The organism is Flavobacterium frigidimaris (assembly GCF_002217275.1).
Classification (GTDB): Bacteria; Bacteroidota; Bacteroidia; order Flavobacteriales; family Flavobacteriaceae; genus Flavobacterium; species Flavobacterium aquidurense.
In genome coordinates this window covers 227,399-245,553 of the sequence record NZ_MUGV01000016.1, presented here as the reverse complement: position 1 = coordinate 245,553, position 18,155 = coordinate 227,399, and the positions used below count along the sequence as shown (strand labels likewise).

Here is an 18,155-nt window from a genome sequence, read left to right as displayed (position 1 = left end):
TGGTAACCTTACAGACATTGGAACCCTTACTATAACGGTAACACCGGTAAACGATGCTCCTGTGGCGGTTGATGACAGTATCACAGCAACAGAAGATACTTTGTTCACTTCAAGTGTAAACCTTACAGCCAATGATACGGATGTTGATCAGGATGCACTGACTGTAGTTGCAGGTACATTCACTACAACACAAGGTGGAAAACTAATATTGGCAGCTGATGGTTCTTATACCTATATGCCAGCTGCAAACTTCCATGGTACCGATACGGTAGATTATACGCTAACCGATGGTAACCTTACAGACATTGGAACCCTTACTATAACGGTAACACCGGTAAACGATGCTCCTGTGGCGGTTGATGATGTAAATGCAACAGATGAAGACACAACTTTGACAGTTGAAGTGAATTCACCAAATAATTTATTAGCTAATGATACAGATGCTGATGGTGATATATTGACAATAAGTCAATTTGCTATTGGATCAACAATCTATACAATTGGCAGTACAGCTAATTTCAGCGAAGGAAGTCTTACAATAAATGCGAATGGTAGTTACGTTTTTGTACCGAAACCAGATTATAATGGATCAGTACCAAAAGTGACATATACTGTTACAGATGGAGTGGATTCTGTTACAGCAAATTTATTTATTACTGTAAATCCGGTGAATGAATTGCTTGTAATAAATGATGACGCAGCAAGTTCAGTTGTAGGTTCAAATCAAGCAATTACTATATTGAATGTTCTTGGAAACGATACAAAAGGTGGATCATCAATAGTACTATCAGAAGTGACTATAGCGGAAACAGTTGTTGATCCAACAGGATTTATAAAACTGAATTCAGATGGTACAATTGTTTTAAAAGCTAATGCTCCGGCTGGAACTTATAATTTGACGTATCAGGTATGTGAAGTAAACACAACAAACTGTGCAACAGCAACAGTAATAATCTCAGTTATTGCGCCGGTTATTGATGCCTTAAAAGAAACAACATCTCCAATAAATGGGACTATTGGCGGAACAACAACTTCATTAGTGTCAAATGACACTTTAAATGGCAGTCCGGTTGTCATCGGAACGAATCCGGGACAAGTGATTCTTACTCCAGTATCAGTTCCGACAGGACTTTCCCTAAATACAGATGGAAGTGTAAAGGTCGATGGTGGAACTAAAGCCGGAACATATAATGTAGAATATAAAATCTGTGAAGTAAACAATCCGACCAACTGCGACAGTGTAATTTCGCAAGTTGTGGTAACAGGGGGCGATTTACTAGCGAATCCTGATATAATAGGATCAGTGGTTGGAATAAATCAACCTACAACACTTGTCAATGTTTTTGCAAATGACACAAACAATGGCTTGCCAGTTGTTGCGACTGATATGAAACTTTCTATAATAACTCCGGATCCAGGAGGATTTATCACTTTAAATCCTGACGGGTCAGCGATATTAGGAGCTAATGCACCAGCTGGAACTTATGAATTGATATATCAGATTTGTGAAAAATTGAACCCGGCAAATTGTAGTTCGGCGTCAATAAAAGTAACCGTTACAGCACCAACAATGACAGTAACGGCAAATAGTTATTGTTCTAATGATGTTCCGTACGTATCATATAGCGTAAGGGCAGATAATTTCACTCCAAATAATTTATTAACCATAAAATGGATTGACAGTGCAAACAATGTTGTAGCTACTCAAACAAATTTACCATTGACTGGAAATGTTTTATGGCCGGGTGCCATTGTTGATAGCAACGGAATAGGACTTGATTGGCCTGGATGGTTATTGACAAATGGTCAATGGACCGAAGGTGTTGACGGATTTGAAAATACCAGAACTGGTGTGACAATGCAGTTTTCATTAAACCCTACAGTAAATGTAATTGTAAATTATCCTCCAGCAACGCCACAGTGTAATGCAAGACCAACATTTGCAATAAAAGCAAATAATGATATTGCTGGACCAATTGATAGCGATAAAGGGCAAGGTACATCCGTAAATATATTTAATAATGATACATTAAATGGAACCGTTGTAAATCCTGCAAGTGTCATTTTAAGTACAGTTGTTTCAAATTCTAACTTGAATTTAAAAGCAGACGGTTCAATTGAAATAAAGTCAGGAACTCCATCAGGTATTTATCAATTGACGTATCAAATTTGTGATGTTTCAAATTTATCGAATTGCAGCCAGGCTATCGTACGAGTTACGGTTTTAAATATTAGTGATCCTGCTCCGCCAACACCGGGACAATATGCACAAATCGTCCTTACTAATGACAACGCAAGAAGTGTTGATGGAATAAATGGAGAAATTGAATTTATAAACGTTCTCGACAATGATTTATTAAATGCATTGCCAATTGACCCGACAAAGGTTGTGATTGCTAATACACCAAAAAGCCCTTATTTTGAATTTAATTCAGATGGAACAGTGAGTGTTAAACCAAATACCCCTGGAGGAAATTATGCGTTAACATATCAGGTTTGCGAAAAAGCAAATGCAACAAATTGCTATACAGCAATATTGAATGTTTTTGTTGAAGTTCCTGCTATTGCAATCATTAAAACCGCAGTTTTCAATGATGAGAATGGTAATGGATTTGCAAATGCAGGTGAAACGATTACATATAAATTTAAAGTTAGTAATATTGGTAACGTTCCATTAACAAGAATTGCAATCGCAGATCATTTATCTGGTGTTGTGCTTTCAGGGGAGGCAATTGATTTGGATGTAAAGGAATATGACGAAAATAATTTTACAGCTCAATATAAGATTACCCAAGATGATATCAATCATGGAAGTGTAAGTAATCAGGCAAGTGTTCAGGGACGAAGTGGAAAAGGAGTCCTTGTTGAGGATAAGTCAGATGATTCGAGTAATCTAGAAGATAGGCCAACAGTTTTACCGTTAAATGGCTGTCAAATCAAAGTTTTTAATGCTTTTTCTCCAAATGGAGATTCAAAAAATAGCAGATTCTATATTCAGGGATTAGAATGTTATCCTGATAATACGGTTGAAATCTATAATCGTTGGGGTGTGTTAGTATTTGATATAGATCACTACAACAATGAAGATAGAGTCTTTATTGGGATATCAGCAGGTCGTGCAACGATAAAACAAACTGATGGTCTTCCGGTGGGAACCTATTTCTATATTCTGAAATACAAAGACAGTGATTCAAATCCACATGAACTATCTGGTTACGTATATATTAACAAATAAAAATGATAAACGGTTTAGTTTGTAACTAAGCCGTTTTTAAAGCTTATTAAATGAAAAGATTAATTTTATTAGTGTTTGTGTTTTTTTCAATTCTATGTTCAGCGCAGCAAGATGCTCAGTTTACACAATATATGTATAACACAATTTCGGTTAATCCTGCCTATGCAGGATCACGTGGGGTATTAAGTGTTTTTGGTTTATATCGTACACAATGGATTGGACTGGACGGAGCGCCTGAAACAAGTACTTTTTCAATAAATACACCTTTAAATAATAGTAAGTTAGGATTGGGAGTTTCTTTAGTAAACGATAAGATTGGACCAACAAACGAAAACACGCTTTCAGCGGATTTATCTTATAGTATACCAACCTCTGAAACGTTTAAACTTTCCTTCGGAATAAAAGCGACAGCTAATATTTTTAATCTGGATGTGAGTAAATTAAGTTTTGAAGATCAGGACGATCCTCAATTTCAAGGTTTAGATAATAAATTTACTCCTAATATTGGAGCAGGTGTTTATTGGCATTCTGATAAAGCTTATTTAGGATTATCTGTTCCTAATTTTATCGAAACAAATCGTTATGATGATAATGATACTGCCATTTTCAAAGATAAAATAAATTACTATTTCATGGCAGGTTATGTTTTTGATCTTAATTACGATATCAAATTCAAACCTGCATTGCTTACCAAAATGGTTCAGGGAGCTCCTTTGCAAGTCGATGTTTCAGGTAATTTTATGTTCTATGAAAAGTTTACTCTTGGTCTTGCTTATCGTTGGAGTGCTTCTGTAAGTGCGATGGCAGGCTTTCAGGTTTCAGACGGTCTGTATATAGGTTACGGATATGATCATGAAACCACCAATTTACAAAAATACAATTCTGGTTCACATGAAATCTTCCTTCGTTTCGAGTTTTTTAATAATTATAATAAAATGATATCCCCAAGATTCTTTTAATAAGACCTACAATGAGAATTAAAAATTTAAGTTACACCGTTTTATTTTTATGCTTTTTTATCAAAATAAATGCGCAAACAACAAGTACAAAATTTGCCGATAAACAATATGATGATTATGCTTATGCAGATGCCATAAAAGCATATGAAAATATTGTAAACAAAGGCAAAACGGATGAAAAAATTGTACAACGATTGGGTAACTGTTATTATTTTATTGGAGAACTTCAAGAAGCCTTAAAGTGGTTTGACGAATTATTCAGAATGAATGAAAAGCAAGAAGCTGAATATTTATATCGATATGCCCAATGTCTTAAATCTGATGGAAATTATCGTAAAGCAGATGAGATTTTAGAGAAATTTAATCAAAATGCTGTTTTAGAAAAAAGAGCTGCTTTAAGTAGGAATGATAAAAATTATTTAGAAGAAATAAAGTCAAATTCAGGTAGATTTGAAATTGCCGATGCCGGAATTAATTCGCCGTATTCTGACTATGGTAGTGTAGTTTATGATAATAAAATAGTTTTTACTTCGGCAAGAGATACCGGAGGAATTGGTAAAAATAATTTTAAATGGACAAATAAATCTTTTTCAAAATTGTATAAGGCTGAAATGATGCCGGATGGTGCTGTTGGAAAACCCAAACTTTTTCAGAAAAAAGAGAATGCAAAGTTTAATGAATCGACTCCTGTCTTTACGAAAGATGGACGAACAATGTATTTTACCCGAAATAATTTCATAGACGGAAAAAGAGGTAAAAGTGAAAAACAAATAACACTTTTAAAATTATATAAAGCTGAGTTGATAAACGATGAATGGGAAAACATAAAAGAACTTCCATTTAATAGCGACCAATATAGTACCGCACATCCTACTTTAAGCAATGATGAAAAATATTTATATTTTGCTTCAGACATGCCCGGAACTTTAGGACAATCAGATTTATATAAAGTGAAGATAAATGAAGATGGCACTTTTGAAAAACCTGAAAATCTTGGATCTTCAATTAATACAGAAGGAAGGGAAACTTTTCCTTTTATATCTGGAGATAATGAGCTTTACTTTGCATCAGATGGTCGTCCGGGATTGGGTGGGTTAGATGTTTTTGTTACAAAAATAAATGATGATGGGATTTTTGAAGAGATACAAAATGTAGGGGAGCCGATAAATAGTAAACAAGACGATTTTGGATTTACAATTGATAGTAAAAATAGAATCGGTTTTTTCTCTTCCAATAGAGAAGCAGGCCATGGTTTAGATGATATTTATCGATTTAGAGAAACCAGAAAATTGGTTTGCGAGCAAGATTTGATTGGTTATGTTAATGACGCCGAATCAAATGAAATGCTTTCTAATGCTGCGCTGACTTTATTTGATGAAAATTTTATTGCTATTAAGACGATTAGCTCAGATGAAAAAGGGAATTATATTTTCGCAAAAATAAAATGTGGTAAAAAATATACGATCAGGGCTTCTAAAAATGATTACGGAATAAAGGAAATTCCAGTTGCAATCAAAAGAGCAAATGGAACAACAACTGTTGTGATTCCGATGGATAAAATGTTTAAGCCAATGACGGCAAAGGCTATCGAAGTAAAGAAAGTTTCTGTTAGTCCGGTTAAAATCGGAGCAATAAAAGTGGGGACAGATTTAGCAAAATTACTTCATATTCCGATGAATTTTTTTGATTTAGGTAAAGCAACTATTAAAAAAACATCCGAACCTCAATTACAAAAAATCGTAGATATGTTAAACCAATATCCGGCTATAAAACTTGATATTCGTTCGCATACAGACAGCCGACAATCAGATGCAAATAATATGATTTTATCTGAGAAAAGAGCGCAGTCTACTAAAAATTGGTTAGTTCAGAAAGGAATTGACGAAAGTAGATTAACTGCAAAAGGATATGGTGAAACCAAGTTAGTTAACCAATGCGCTGATGGAGTAAAATGTACTGAGAAACAACATGAACAGAACAGACGAAGCGAGTTTATAATTACTAATTTATAAATTGTTCTTTTAAAGCCAAAAAACCTTNNAAGGTTTTTTGGCTTTAAAATGCTGAAAATCAAATATGTTGTGTTTTCTGCAAAAAAACTTTAGAATTAGGTTCATTCTTTATTGGAAAGTTTTGAAAATGTAAAATATGGTGTATTATATTTAAAATGAATGTGTTAACTCTTAAAAAATGGAATTGACTGTTATTTATGTGCATTTTTTTTTAACTTTATAGTCCTAAAATTTTTCAGATATGACTGTAAATCAAATACTAAACGCAAAAGGTAAAAATGTTTATTCCGTACTTTCAACAACAACAGTGTACGAAGCATTGAAAGTAATGGGAGAAAAAAACATAGGGGCGATCCTTGTGATTGATGGAACCGACTTAAAAGGAATACTGTCTGAAAGAGATTATGCCCGAAAAATTGTTCTAAAAGACAAATCTTCAAAAGAAACGTTTGTACATGAAATTATGGAAAGTAATGTTTTTTCAGTAAACCTTTCAAACAATATTGAAGATTGTATGGAGCTCATGAGCACAAAAAGAATCAGACATTTACCTGTTTTAGAAGATGGAATTGTGGTCGGAATTATCTCCATTAGTGATGTTGTAAAAGCAATTATAGAAATTCAAAAAGACACAATTAATCATTTAAACTCTTATATTTCACAGTAATTAAAGTTTTAAAATAAAATTTATTAAATAGTCCAAATTATCTTGGGCTATTTTTTTTGACCTTTCTAAAATGTTATTTTAATAAAAGAAAGCTATAAAAAGACGGCATTTTAAAACAAGACTTATATCTTTGTAAGCTAGAATAAAAGCTAAAAATAATGAACAAAGAGAGTAAAAGAAGAGAAGCGTTACTGTATCATTCAGAACCAACTCCAGGAAAAATTCAGGTAGTTCCAACAAAAAAATATGCAACCCAAAGAGATTTGTCTTTGGCTTATTCGCCAGGTGTTGCAGAGCCGTGTTTAGAAATTGCAGCAAACGTAGAAGACGTTTATAAATATACAGCAAAAGGAAATTTAGTTGCCGTTATCTCAAACGGAACAGCTGTTTTAGGATTAGGAAATATTGGTCCGGAAGCTTCCAAGCCAGTAATGGAAGGAAAAGGATTACTCTTTAAAATATTCTCTGATATTGATGTTTTTGATATTGAAGTTAATACAGAAAATGTTGAAGAATTTATTCAGACGGTAAAAAATATTGCTCCAACTTTTGGAGGAATCAATTTAGAAGATATTAAAGCACCGGAATCTTTTGAAATCGAAAGAAGATTGGTAGAAGAATTGGATATTCCTGTAATGCACGACGATCAGCACGGAACAGCAATTATCTCTTCAGCAGCTTTGATCAACGCACTTGAATTAGCAGGAAAAAAAGCAGAAGATGTAAAAGTAGTAGTTTCAGGTGCAGGATCTGCAGCTATAGCCTGTACTGATTTATATGTTTTGTTAGGTGTAAAAGTCGAAAATATATTAATGTTTAATAGTAAAGGACTTTTAACAAAAGACAATCCTTCATTGTCAGAGTTGCAACTGAAATATGCAATTGATGGTGCTAAGATTGAGTTAGCAGAAGCGGTAAAAGGTGCCGATGTTTTCATAGGGTTATCTTCAGGGGATATTCTGTCAGCAGAAATGTTATTGACAATGAAAGATAATCCGATTGTATTTGCAATGGCAAATCCAAATCCGGAAATCGATTATAATTTAGCTGTAGAAACACGAAAAGATGTTATTATGGCTACAGGCCGTTCAGATTTTCCTAATCAGGTAAATAACGTTTTAGGTTTTCCATATATTTTTAGAGGAGCATTAGATGTAAGAGCTACGAAAATTAACGAAGCAATGAAAATGGCTGCTGTAAAAGCATTGGCAATATTGGCTAAAGAACCAGTTCCAGAACAGGTTAATGTGGCTTATGGTGCGACAAAATTAGGATTCGGTCAGGATTATATTATTCCTAAGCCATTTGATCCAAGATTAATCACTGTTGTGGCACCAGCTGTTGCAAAAGCAGCAATGGAATCCGGAGTTGCCAAAAACCCGATAACAGACTGGACAGCTTATGAAGATGTGCTTCGCGAACGTATGGGGAATGATAATAAAATGGTTCGTTTGATGACAAACCGTGCTAAAATGGATCCAAAACGAATTGTTTTTGCAGAAGCAGATCAGTTAAACGTTTTAAAAGCAGCACAAATCGTTCATGAAGACGGAATTGGTTTCCCTATTTTATTAGGAAATAAAGAAGTTATCTTAGAGCTTAAAGCTGAGTTAGGTTTTGATGCAGAACTTGAAATTATAGATCCTAAAACGAACGAGGAAGAAGCAAGAAGAAATAAATTTGCTAAATCATATTGGGAAACAAGAGAGAGAAGAGGAGTTTCGTTATTAGATGCTCAAAAATTCATGCGTGAAAGAAATTATTTCGCTGCCATGATGGTTAACGAAGGTGAGGCAGATGCTTTAGTGACCGGTCATACAAGAAGTTATCCAAGCGTTGTAAAACCAATGTTACAATTAATTGAAAAAGCACATAATGCTTCATTAGTTGCCACTGCAAATATGATGTTGACATCTCGTGGACCAATGTTCTTGTCAGATACTGCAATTAATATAAATCCTTCTGCTGAAGATTTGATTAATATTGCAATTATGACGGCTAAAACGGCGAAAATGTTTGGAGTTGAACCCGTTATAGCAATGGTTTCTTATTCAAATTTTGGATCTTCAACAAGTCAGAGTGCTTCAAAAGTTAGAGAAGCAGTCGCTTATTTACATAAAAATCATCCGGATTTAATTGTTGATGGAGAAATTCAGGCCGATTTTGCTTTGAATCAGGAAATGCTTGCCGAGAAATTCCCGTTTTCTAAATTGGCTGGAAAAAAAGTAAATACCTTAATTTTTCCTAATTTAGAATCAGCTAATATTACTTATAAATTATTGAAAGAATTATATAAAGTAAATTCAATTGGTCCAATTATGATGGGAATGGGTAAACCAGTTCACATTTTCCAATTAGGAGCAAGCGTTGAAGAAATGGTTAATATGGCTGCAATTGCAGTTATTGATGCTCAGGAAAAAGAGAATAAAAAAAATAAATTAGCGAAATAGCCAATTTAATAGGATCAAATAATATTGTCTTATTTTTATTGCATTTTTATTATATTTGGTACTATAAATTATATTATGATAGCACATTTGCAGGGGAAATTGGTTGAAAAAAATCCCACAGAAGTTGTAATCGATTGTGGTGGAGTGGGATACCATGTAAATATTTCTTTACACACCTTCTCATTAATTCCTAATGCTGATTTTATAAAATTGTATACGCATCTTCAAATCAAAGAAGATGCGCATACTTTATTTGGTTTTGTTGAAAAATCAGAGCGTGAAATATTTAGAATGCTCTTATCTGTTTCTGGTATCGGAGCTAATATTGCGAGAACAATGTTGTCTTCAATTGAACCCAGACAAATAATAAATGCAATTGCTTCAGGAGATGTTGGTCTAATTCAATCAATTAAAGGGATTGGAAATAAAACTGCACAGCGGGTTATACTTGATTTAAAAGAAAAAGTGTTAAAGTTGTATGATTTAGATGAAGTTTCGGTAGTTCAAAACAATACAAATCGAGATGAAGCGTTATCTGCTTTGGAAGTTTTAGGTTTTGTTCGAAAAACTTCAGAAAAAGTCGTAGAAAAGATCGTCAAAGAAGATCCCGAAGCCACGGTTGAAACCATTATCAAAAAAGCCTTGAAAAGTCTATAAACCTAATTAAGACACATTAATTGTATGCGTAAAATTTGTATTTTGCTACTGTCTTTACTTTGCGGTCATTTTTTGCGTGCGCAGGTAAATCAGTCAAGTCAGGATACAACCAAAACGCAGTTTTCTGTTGGTAAGGTCGAGTTAAAAAATCCACCAAGTATTTCATCAGCTTATAAATATGATCCGGTTACAGACCGCTATATTTATACCAATTCTGTGGATGGTTTTTCGATAGATTATCCCATTATTTTAACACCTAAAGAGTACGAAGATTTAGTTTTGAAAGAATCCAGACGCGATTATTTCAGAAAAAAAATGGACGCTATTGATGGTAAAAAAACAGGAAGCGAAGCCGCTAAAAAGGATCTGTTACCTCGTTATTATATCAATTCAAGTCTCTTTGAAAGTATTTTTGGTAGTAATACCATCGACGTAAAGCCCACAGGTTCAGTCGAAATGGATTTAGGAATTCGCTATACCAAACAAGATAATCCTTCATTTTCACCAAGAAACAGATCAAGTCTGACATTCGATTTTGATCAGCGAATCAGTATGAGCTTAATGGGAAAGGTAGGAACGCGTCTTGAGGTAAACGCCAATTACGACACCCAATCTACATTTGCTTTTCAAAACCTTTTTAAATTAGCTTACACCCCTTCAGAAGATGATATTATTCAGAAAGTAGAAGTCGGGAATGTTAGTATGCCACTGAATAGTACTTTAATTCGCGGCGCGCAAAGTTTGTTTGGGGTAAAGACACAATTACAATTTGGAAAAACTACCGTTACCGGTGTTTTCTCAGAGCAAAAATCACAAACAAAGAGTATTGTAGCCGAAGGAGGTGGTACCGTTCAAAATTTTGATTTATACGCTTTAGATTACGATAACGACAGACACTTTTTCTTATCGCAATATTTTAGAAATAAATATGATTCTGCCTTGGCAGGATATCCGTTTATTGATAGTCGTGTGCAGGTAACCAGAATAGAAGTTTGGGTTACCAATAAACAAAATCGGGTAAGTACTACGAGTAATAACTTAAGAAATGTTATTGCGCTTCAGGATTTAGGTGAAGGGCAACTTACCGGAATTCCCGATAATGAAGTTGTTGTTATTAGTTCTTCTGCAGGTTTTTTTAATAATCCGATTGATTCTCCAACAGATAACAATAATAATAAATATGACCCGGAGACCATTGGCCAGGCTGGATCCTATTTAAACTCTAATATTAGAGAGATTGTAACAGCAAAATCAGGATTCAATAACCCCAATGTTAGCGAAGGAACGGATTATTCTATCTTAGAAAATGCCAGAAAATTAACAGCGAACGAATTTACTTTTAATTCGCAATTAGGATACATTTCTTTGCAACAACGTTTGGCAAACGATGAGATTTTAGCCGTTGCTTTTGAATATACCGTTGGAGGTAAAATTTATCAGGTAGGAGAATTTGGTAGTGATGGTGTTGATGCAACTGTTGTTACGGGAAATAATAATTCTAATCAGGCTATTATTTCCCAAAGTTTGGTCTTAAAAATGCTGAAAAGCAATTTAACCAACGTTCAAAATCCTGTATGGGATTTGATGATGAAAAACGTGTATCAAATTCCACAAGCTTATCAAATAAAACAAGATGATTTCAGATTAAATATTCTTTATACTGATCCCTCTCCAATAAATTATATTACTCCTGTTGCGGGAACAGAATTTCCTTCGAATCCTCCTCCGAAACCGGACATGCTAGTAAAGGATACTCCATTATTAAATGTTTTTGACTTAGATCGATTAAATTACAATAATGATCCTCAAACAGGTGGTGATGGTTTCTTTGATTACCTTCCAGGTATTACAGTTGATGTTCAAAACGCCCGAATTATTTTTACCAGAAAAGAACCTTTTGGAGAGCGTTTATTTGAGAAATTAAAGAATCAAAACTCTGCAGAAAATTATAATGACCCAACAACGTATAATGCCAATCAGCAGAAATATGTTTTTAGAAATATGTATAAAAATACACAGTCCGGTGCTTTGCAGGATAGTGATAAAAACAAGTTCTTATTAAGAGGGAAATATAAATCATCCGGAAGTAATGGTATTCCTATTGGAGCATTTAATGTGCCACAAGGTTCTGTTGTGGTTATGGCAGCAGGACGAAGACTAGTAGAAGGTATTGATTATAGTGTCGATTATCAATTGGGTCGAGTTCAGATCCTTGATCCTTCTCTTCAGGCATCCAATACGCCAATCGAGGTTTCGTTAGAAAATAATTCCATTTTTGGGCAACAGACCAGAAGATTTATGGGCTTTAATGTTGAACATAAAATTTCAGAGAATTTTGTTGTTGGTGGAACTTATCTAAAAATGACTGAAAAACCTTTTACACAAAAATCAAGTTATGGTCAGGAATCTGTAAACAATACGATTTTTGGGTTTAATGGAAATTATGCTACAGAAGTTCCTTTTTTAACCAGATTAGCCAATAAGTTGCCAAATATTGATACTGATGTTCCTTCAAACCTTTCGATACGTGGTGAAGTTGCATTCTTAAAACCGGATGCTCCAAAAGCAAGTGATTTTGAAGGTGAAGCAACTATTTATGTAGATGATTTTGAAGGTTCGCAATCGACAATCGATATGCGATCAGCATATGCATGGAGTTTGGCATCGACACCGTATTTGAATTCTATAAATGACAATACTTTTAATGCGAATTCTAATACGTTAGAATACGGATATAAACGTTCAAAATTAGCATGGTACACTATTGATCCTATTTTTTATTCTTCAAAACCATCAGGGATTTCAAATGATGATCTGTCTTTAAATACTACAAGAAGAATTTATAGCAGGGAGTTATATCCAAATACTGATATTGCGCAAGGTCAAATACAGGTTATTAATACATTAGATTTAACTTATTTCCCTTCTGAGCGTGGACCTTACAATAATAACCCAGGATTTAGTGCTGCTCCGGCAACATCTAATTTCGGGGGAATTATGCGTTCTTTGAATTCGACCAATTTTGAGCAGGGAAATGTTGAATATATTCAGTTTTGGGTATTGGATCCTTATGTTGGAAATGCTGAGGCGCAACCAAACAACACCGGAAAAATTTATTTCAATTTAGGTGAAATCTCTGAGGATGTTTTAAAAGACGGAAGAAAACAATATGAAAACGGATTAGGACCGGATCAGATAGTAGTAAATCCACAACCTATATGGGGAGATGTACCGGCATCGCAATCCTTAATTTACGCATTTGATACAAATCCGGATAACCGCAGAAATCAGGACGTTGGTTTAGATGGATTACCAGATTCAAAAGAAGGATCGGTTTACACAAATTATGCAGGAGAAGAAGATCCTGCCGCGGATAATTATAAGTATTATTTAAATACTGAAGGAGGAGTTCTGGATCGTTATAAAAAATACAACGGAACGGAACAAAATTCTGCAGTAAGTGTAGATGACCCAAACCGTGGATCAACGACACTTCCAGATGTTGAAGATATCAATCGCGACAACACCATGAGCACAATTAATGCTTATTATGAATATAGTATTGATGTAAAACCGGGAATGCAGGTAGGTCAAAATTACATTACAGATATTCGTGAAGTAACCAATGTTGAATTGCCAAATGGAGGAACAACGAATGCAAGATGGATTCAGTTTAAAATTCCGGTTGCTCAACCTCAAAATACAATTGGAAACATTACAGATTTTAGATCTATTCGTTTCATGCGTATGTTTATGACTGGTTTTAGTAATCAGATGACAGTTCGTTTTGGAGCATTGGATTTAGTTAGAGGAGAATGGAGAAGATATACAGGTACACTTGATGCCAACGATACAAACCCTGATGATGATGGTACCGAATTTGATGTAGCAGCGGTTAATATTCAGGAAAACAGTACAAAATGTCCAGTAAATTATGTTATTCCGCCAGGTGTTCAGAGAGAGCAATTGTATAATAACAACACGATTATCAATCAAAATGAGCAATCATTGGCATTGAGAATTGGAGGAACAGGATTACAATATCAGGATTCCAGAGCGGTATTTAAGAATGTTAGTGTTGATATGCGTCAATACAAAAAACTTAAAATGTTCCTGCATGCGGAACAATTACCTAACGAAAACACTTTGTTAGATGATGAAATGGTTGGATTCATTCGTTTTGGAAATGATTTTACTCAGAACTTTTATCAGGTCGAAATTCCTTTAAAAGTTACAAGAACTGGAGGGTCATGTACAATAAGTCCAGATCTTGTGTGGCTTGAAGATAATAATATTGATTTGGCAATGGAGCTTTTGACTAAAATGAAGATTCAGGCAATGAGTATCGATATTAATTCTAACAAACGAGACATAAATGGAGTTTATTACCCGGATGATGATTTGAGTTTGAGCGGAGGTGATGGTGACGGTAGGTTGAGATTAGGAATCAAGGGAAATCCGAATTTTGGTTTGGTAAGAAATTTAATGGTGGGAGTAAAAAGCAGGGCAGACCATAAAGATATAAAAGGAGAAGTTTGGTTCAATGAATTACGTATGTCAGATTTGGATAACAAAGGCGGAATGGCGGCGTTATTAAATGTTGATACTAACATGGCAGATTTTGCAACACTTTCTGCTGTCGGAAGAAAAAGTACGATTGGATTTGGATCTTTAGAGCAAGGTGCAAATGAACGTGATCGTGAGGATATTCAGCAGTATAACATTGTAACAAATCTTAATCTTGGAAAATTACTACCTCAAAAATGGGGAATAAACTTACCATTTAATTATGCTATAGGTGAAGAGGTAATTACGCCAGAATACGATCCTTTTAATCAGGATATAAAACTGGACCAGCTGATAAGAGAAACGACAGATCCTGATGAAAAAGATAATATCAGAACTCGTGCTGTAGATTATACTAAGCGAAAAAGTATCAATTTTATTGGTGTTAGAAAAGATCGTTCGCCAGAACAGAAACCTCACGTTTATGATGTCGAAAATTTTACATTTTCACAATCATATAATCAGGTGGAGCGCCATGACTACGAAGTTGAAGATTATCAGGATGAACAGTCAAATACAGCTGTAAATTACGCTTACACTTTTCAGCCAAAAGAAATAGTTCCTTTGAAGAATACTAAGTTCATGAAGAAAAGTGATTACTGGAAGATGTTAAGCGACTTCAATTTTAATTATTTACCATCAAATATAACTTTTAATACAAATGTTTTAAGGCAAAGTAATCGTCAGCAATATAGAGATGTTGAGACCCAGGGAATTGGCCTGGATCCACTTTTTAGACGAAATTTTGCTTTTAATTATCAATATGGATTTGGTTATAATCTGACGAAATCATTAAAAATAAATTACAACGCAGCTTCAAATAATATTGTGAAAAATTATTTGAATGAAGATAATACGCCTAAAGAAGATTTTAATATTTGGGACAGTTATTGGGATGTAGGAACGCCAAATCAACATTTGCAACAATTGGTGTTGAACTATGAAATTCCAATTAACAAAATTCCACTTTTAAGTTTTGTTAAAGCTAGTTATTCGTATACAGCTGATTATAGTTGGCAAAGATCTTCGACGGCATTATCTCAATATGTTGATCCGGATGGTAATATGTTTGATTTAGGAAATACAATTCAAAATGCTAACTCAAATACATTAACGACGACTCTTAATATGAATATGCTGTATAAGTATTTAGGTTTGACTCCAGGTGCAAAATCTGCTGCAAGGCCTAAAAGTACCGCTCCGCCAAAACCGGGTGAGAAAATTGTTAATACAGCCAAACCGATAACTAATAATAGTAGTCCGTTTTATGACGGTATGATTGGTATTTTGACAAGTGTAAAAAATATTCAGGTTAATTATACTAAAAATAGTGGAACAGTATTGCCAGGTTATACGCCAAGTGTTGGATTCTTTGGTACATCTAAGCCAACTTTGGGATTCATCTTTGGAAGTCAGGATGATGTGCGTTACGAAGCAGCAAAAAATGGCTGGTTGACAAATTATGATAACTTCAACCAGAACTTTACACAAGTAACCAACAAGCTTTTAAAAATAACAGCCAATATTGATTTGTTGCCTGACTTAAAGGTTGATTTAGCAATGGATCGCGCTTATTCTCAAAATTCATCAGAACAGTATAGCGTTGTAGATGGAGAATATATGCCTTTATCTCCGTACACTTATGGAATGTTTTCGATTTCAACGGTATTGATAAAAACTTCTTTTTCTACTAGTAATGAAGTTGAATCTGCAGCGTTTGATGATTTCAGAAGTAATCGTCTGATTATTGCAAATCGTCTTGCTGAAGAACATTATGGTGCAGGAACTGCAATTCCGAGGTATGGCGATATAAACAATCCTATACCGGCAGAAACAGATCCAAAGTATGCAGTTTATGTGGCTAATCAGGGATATCCAATAGGTTTTACCAAAAGTAATCAGGCTGTTTTGTTGCCATCATTTTTAGCAGCTTACTCAGGAGGAAATGCTTCAAGTGCTTCGACAGATATTTTTAGAAGTTTTCCGATTCCAAACTGGAGTATAAAATACAACGGTTTAATGCGATATAAGTATTTTAAAGATAAATTCAGACGTTTTTCATTACAGCATAATTACAGGGCATCTTATACTATAAACCAGTTTAGATCTAACTTTGATTATCATGAAAACCCGGGCGGGCAGGACGTGAATACCAATTTCTATAATCAGACGATTATGTCTAATGTCAATTTAGTGGAGCAATTTAGCCCGCTTATCCGAATGGATTTTGAATTGAAAAGTTCTTTAAGAGTTTTGACAGAGGTTAAAAAAGACAGGGCATTATCAATGAGTTTTGATAATAATTTATTGACAGAAGTTAAAGGCCTGGAGTATATTGTTGGTTTAGGATATCGTTTTAAAGATGTTATCTTCTCTTCAAGACTGGCAGATAATCCAACTGGAATTATAAAAAGTGATATTAATATTAAGGCTGATTTCTCTTATAGAAATAATCAAACTTTAGTACGTTATCTTGATTATGATAATAATCAGCTGGCAGCGGGTCAAAATATTTGGTCATTAAAACTTACGGCTGATTATGCATTTAGTAAAAACCTGACTGCCATATTTTATTACGACCACTCGTTCTCAAAAGCTGTAATATCAACTTCATTTCCGTTAACTAACATTCGCTCAGGTTTTACTCTTCGATATAATTTCGGAAATTAATTTTTTCATTTTCTAAAGGAGATTTCATTAGAAGATTGTTACATTTGTGGCTTCAAAATTCAATTATCAATTTCAAACATAGTATTATGAGCATACCAGCAAATTTAAAGTACACAAAAGATCACGAATGGGTTAGCATCGAAGGAGATGTTGCAACTGTAGGAATTACTCATTTCGCTCAAAAAGAGCTTGGGGATATCGTGTATGTTGAAGTAGAAACATTAGATCAAACACTTGATAAAGATGAGGTTTTTGGTACTGTTGAAGCTGTAAAAACAGTTTCTGATTTGTTCTTACCTTTAACAGGAGAAATTATTGCTTTTAATGATAGCTTAGAAAGCGCACCGGAAACAGTTAATTCTGATCCTTACGGAGCTGGATGGATGATTAAAATTAAGATTGCAGATGCATCGGAAATAGATTCTTTATTGTCTGATGAAGCTTATAAACAACTTATCGGTGCCTAAACAACTTCTTTTAATTTGGGCAATTATTTGTTCAGGTATCATTACTTATTTTTGCTTAACAAATTCAAGTAACATTCCGGCGATAAATTTCCCGAGCATAGATAAAATTGTTCATTTTTGTTTTCATTGTGGATTTACGATTTCCTGGATTTTGTTTTTCAAAAAAGAACTAAAAGGAAAACAGGCTAATGATTATAAAGCTTACCTTATTTCGTTTATATTTTCTGTTTTCTTTGGAATTACAATCGAAATTTTGCAAGGTGTATTAACGACAACCCGAACTCCGGATGTAACAGATGTTTTGGCAAACACAATTGGTGCAACCATAGGTGTTTTTTCGGCGATAGCTTTTAGGAAGCAAATCGATAAAATAATAGGAATATAATTACCCACTTCGGTGGGTTTTTTTATTTCAAAAAATCAAGCTTAAATAGCAATGTTTTTTTTAGAATTTAAAATGTATTTTTGTCAA

9 protein-coding genes are annotated in these 18,155 nt (G+C 34.2%); all 9 read left to right on the top strand.

All coding sequences use genetic code 11. The features are described from left to right. A partial coding sequence (locus B0A65_RS10130; RefSeq protein WP_089069624.1) for an Ig-like domain-containing protein occupies window positions 1-3,235 on the top strand: 3,235 nt, incomplete at its 5' end. Window positions 3,236-3,285: 50 nt separating this feature from the next. After that, a complete protein-coding gene (locus B0A65_RS10125) occupies window positions 3,286-4,194 on the top strand; it encodes a PorP/SprF family type IX secretion system membrane protein (protein ID WP_074659703.1) in 909 nt (302 codons plus the stop codon). 11 nt (window positions 4,195-4,205) lie between these two features. Then, the gene (locus B0A65_RS10120; RefSeq protein WP_074659704.1) at window positions 4,206-6,206 is read left to right on the top strand and encodes an OmpA family protein; all 2,001 of its coding nucleotides are present in this window, start codon (window positions 4,206-4,208) and stop codon (window positions 6,204-6,206) included. 241 nt (window positions 6,207-6,447) lie between these two features. Then, a complete protein-coding gene (locus B0A65_RS10115; protein ID WP_074659705.1) occupies window positions 6,448-6,873 on the top strand; it encodes a CBS domain-containing protein in 426 nt (141 codons plus the stop codon). Window positions 6,874-7,031: 158 nt separating this feature from the next. Next, complete coding sequence (locus B0A65_RS10110; protein ID WP_074659706.1) at window positions 7,032-9,323, top strand: NADP-dependent malic enzyme; 2,292 nt, start codon at window positions 7,032-7,034, stop codon at window positions 9,321-9,323. Window positions 9,324-9,398: 75 nt separating this feature from the next. Continuing rightward, the gene (gene ruvA / locus B0A65_RS10105; protein ID WP_053471666.1) at window positions 9,399-9,980 is read left to right on the top strand and encodes a Holliday junction branch migration protein RuvA; all 582 of its coding nucleotides are present in this window, start codon (window positions 9,399-9,401) and stop codon (window positions 9,978-9,980) included. 24 nt (window positions 9,981-10,004) lie between these two features. Then, window positions 10,005-17,216, top strand: a complete 7,212-nt coding sequence (gene sov / locus B0A65_RS10100) for a T9SS outer membrane translocon Sov/SprA (protein WP_074659707.1) — start codon at window positions 10,005-10,007, stop codon at window positions 17,214-17,216. An 86-nt stretch (window positions 17,217-17,302) separates the two neighbouring features. Continuing rightward, window positions 17,303-17,683, top strand: a complete 381-nt coding sequence (gcvH, locus tag B0A65_RS10095; protein WP_056188370.1) for a glycine cleavage system protein GcvH — start codon at window positions 17,303-17,305, stop codon at window positions 17,681-17,683. Beyond that, on the top strand, window positions 17,676-18,068 hold the full coding sequence (locus B0A65_RS10090; RefSeq protein ID WP_074659984.1) for a VanZ family protein: 393 nt from the start codon (window positions 17,676-17,678) through the stop codon (window positions 18,066-18,068). The genes gcvH and B0A65_RS10090 overlap by 8 nt, the downstream gene beginning before the upstream one ends. Window positions 18,069-18,155 lie beyond the last annotated feature (87 nt).

Coding starts and splice junctions, on each gene's coding strand:
- B0A65_RS10125 (WP_074659703.1), top strand. CDS start 3,286: ATGAAAAGATTAATTTTATTAGTGTTTGTGTTTTTTTCAATTCTATGT.
- B0A65_RS10120 (WP_074659704.1), top strand. CDS start 4,206: ATGAGAATTAAAAATTTAAGTTACACCGTTTTATTTTTATGCTTTTTT.
- B0A65_RS10115 (WP_074659705.1), top strand. CDS start 6,448: ATGACTGTAAATCAAATACTAAACGCAAAAGGTAAAAATGTTTATTCC.
- B0A65_RS10110 (WP_074659706.1), top strand. CDS start 7,032: ATGAACAAAGAGAGTAAAAGAAGAGAAGCGTTACTGTATCATTCAGAA.
- ruvA (WP_053471666.1), top strand. CDS start 9,399: ATGATAGCACATTTGCAGGGGAAATTGGTTGAAAAAAATCCCACAGAA.
- sov (WP_074659707.1), top strand. CDS start 10,005: ATGCGTAAAATTTGTATTTTGCTACTGTCTTTACTTTGCGGTCATTTT.
- gcvH (WP_056188370.1), top strand. CDS start 17,303: ATGAGCATACCAGCAAATTTAAAGTACACAAAAGATCACGAATGGGTT.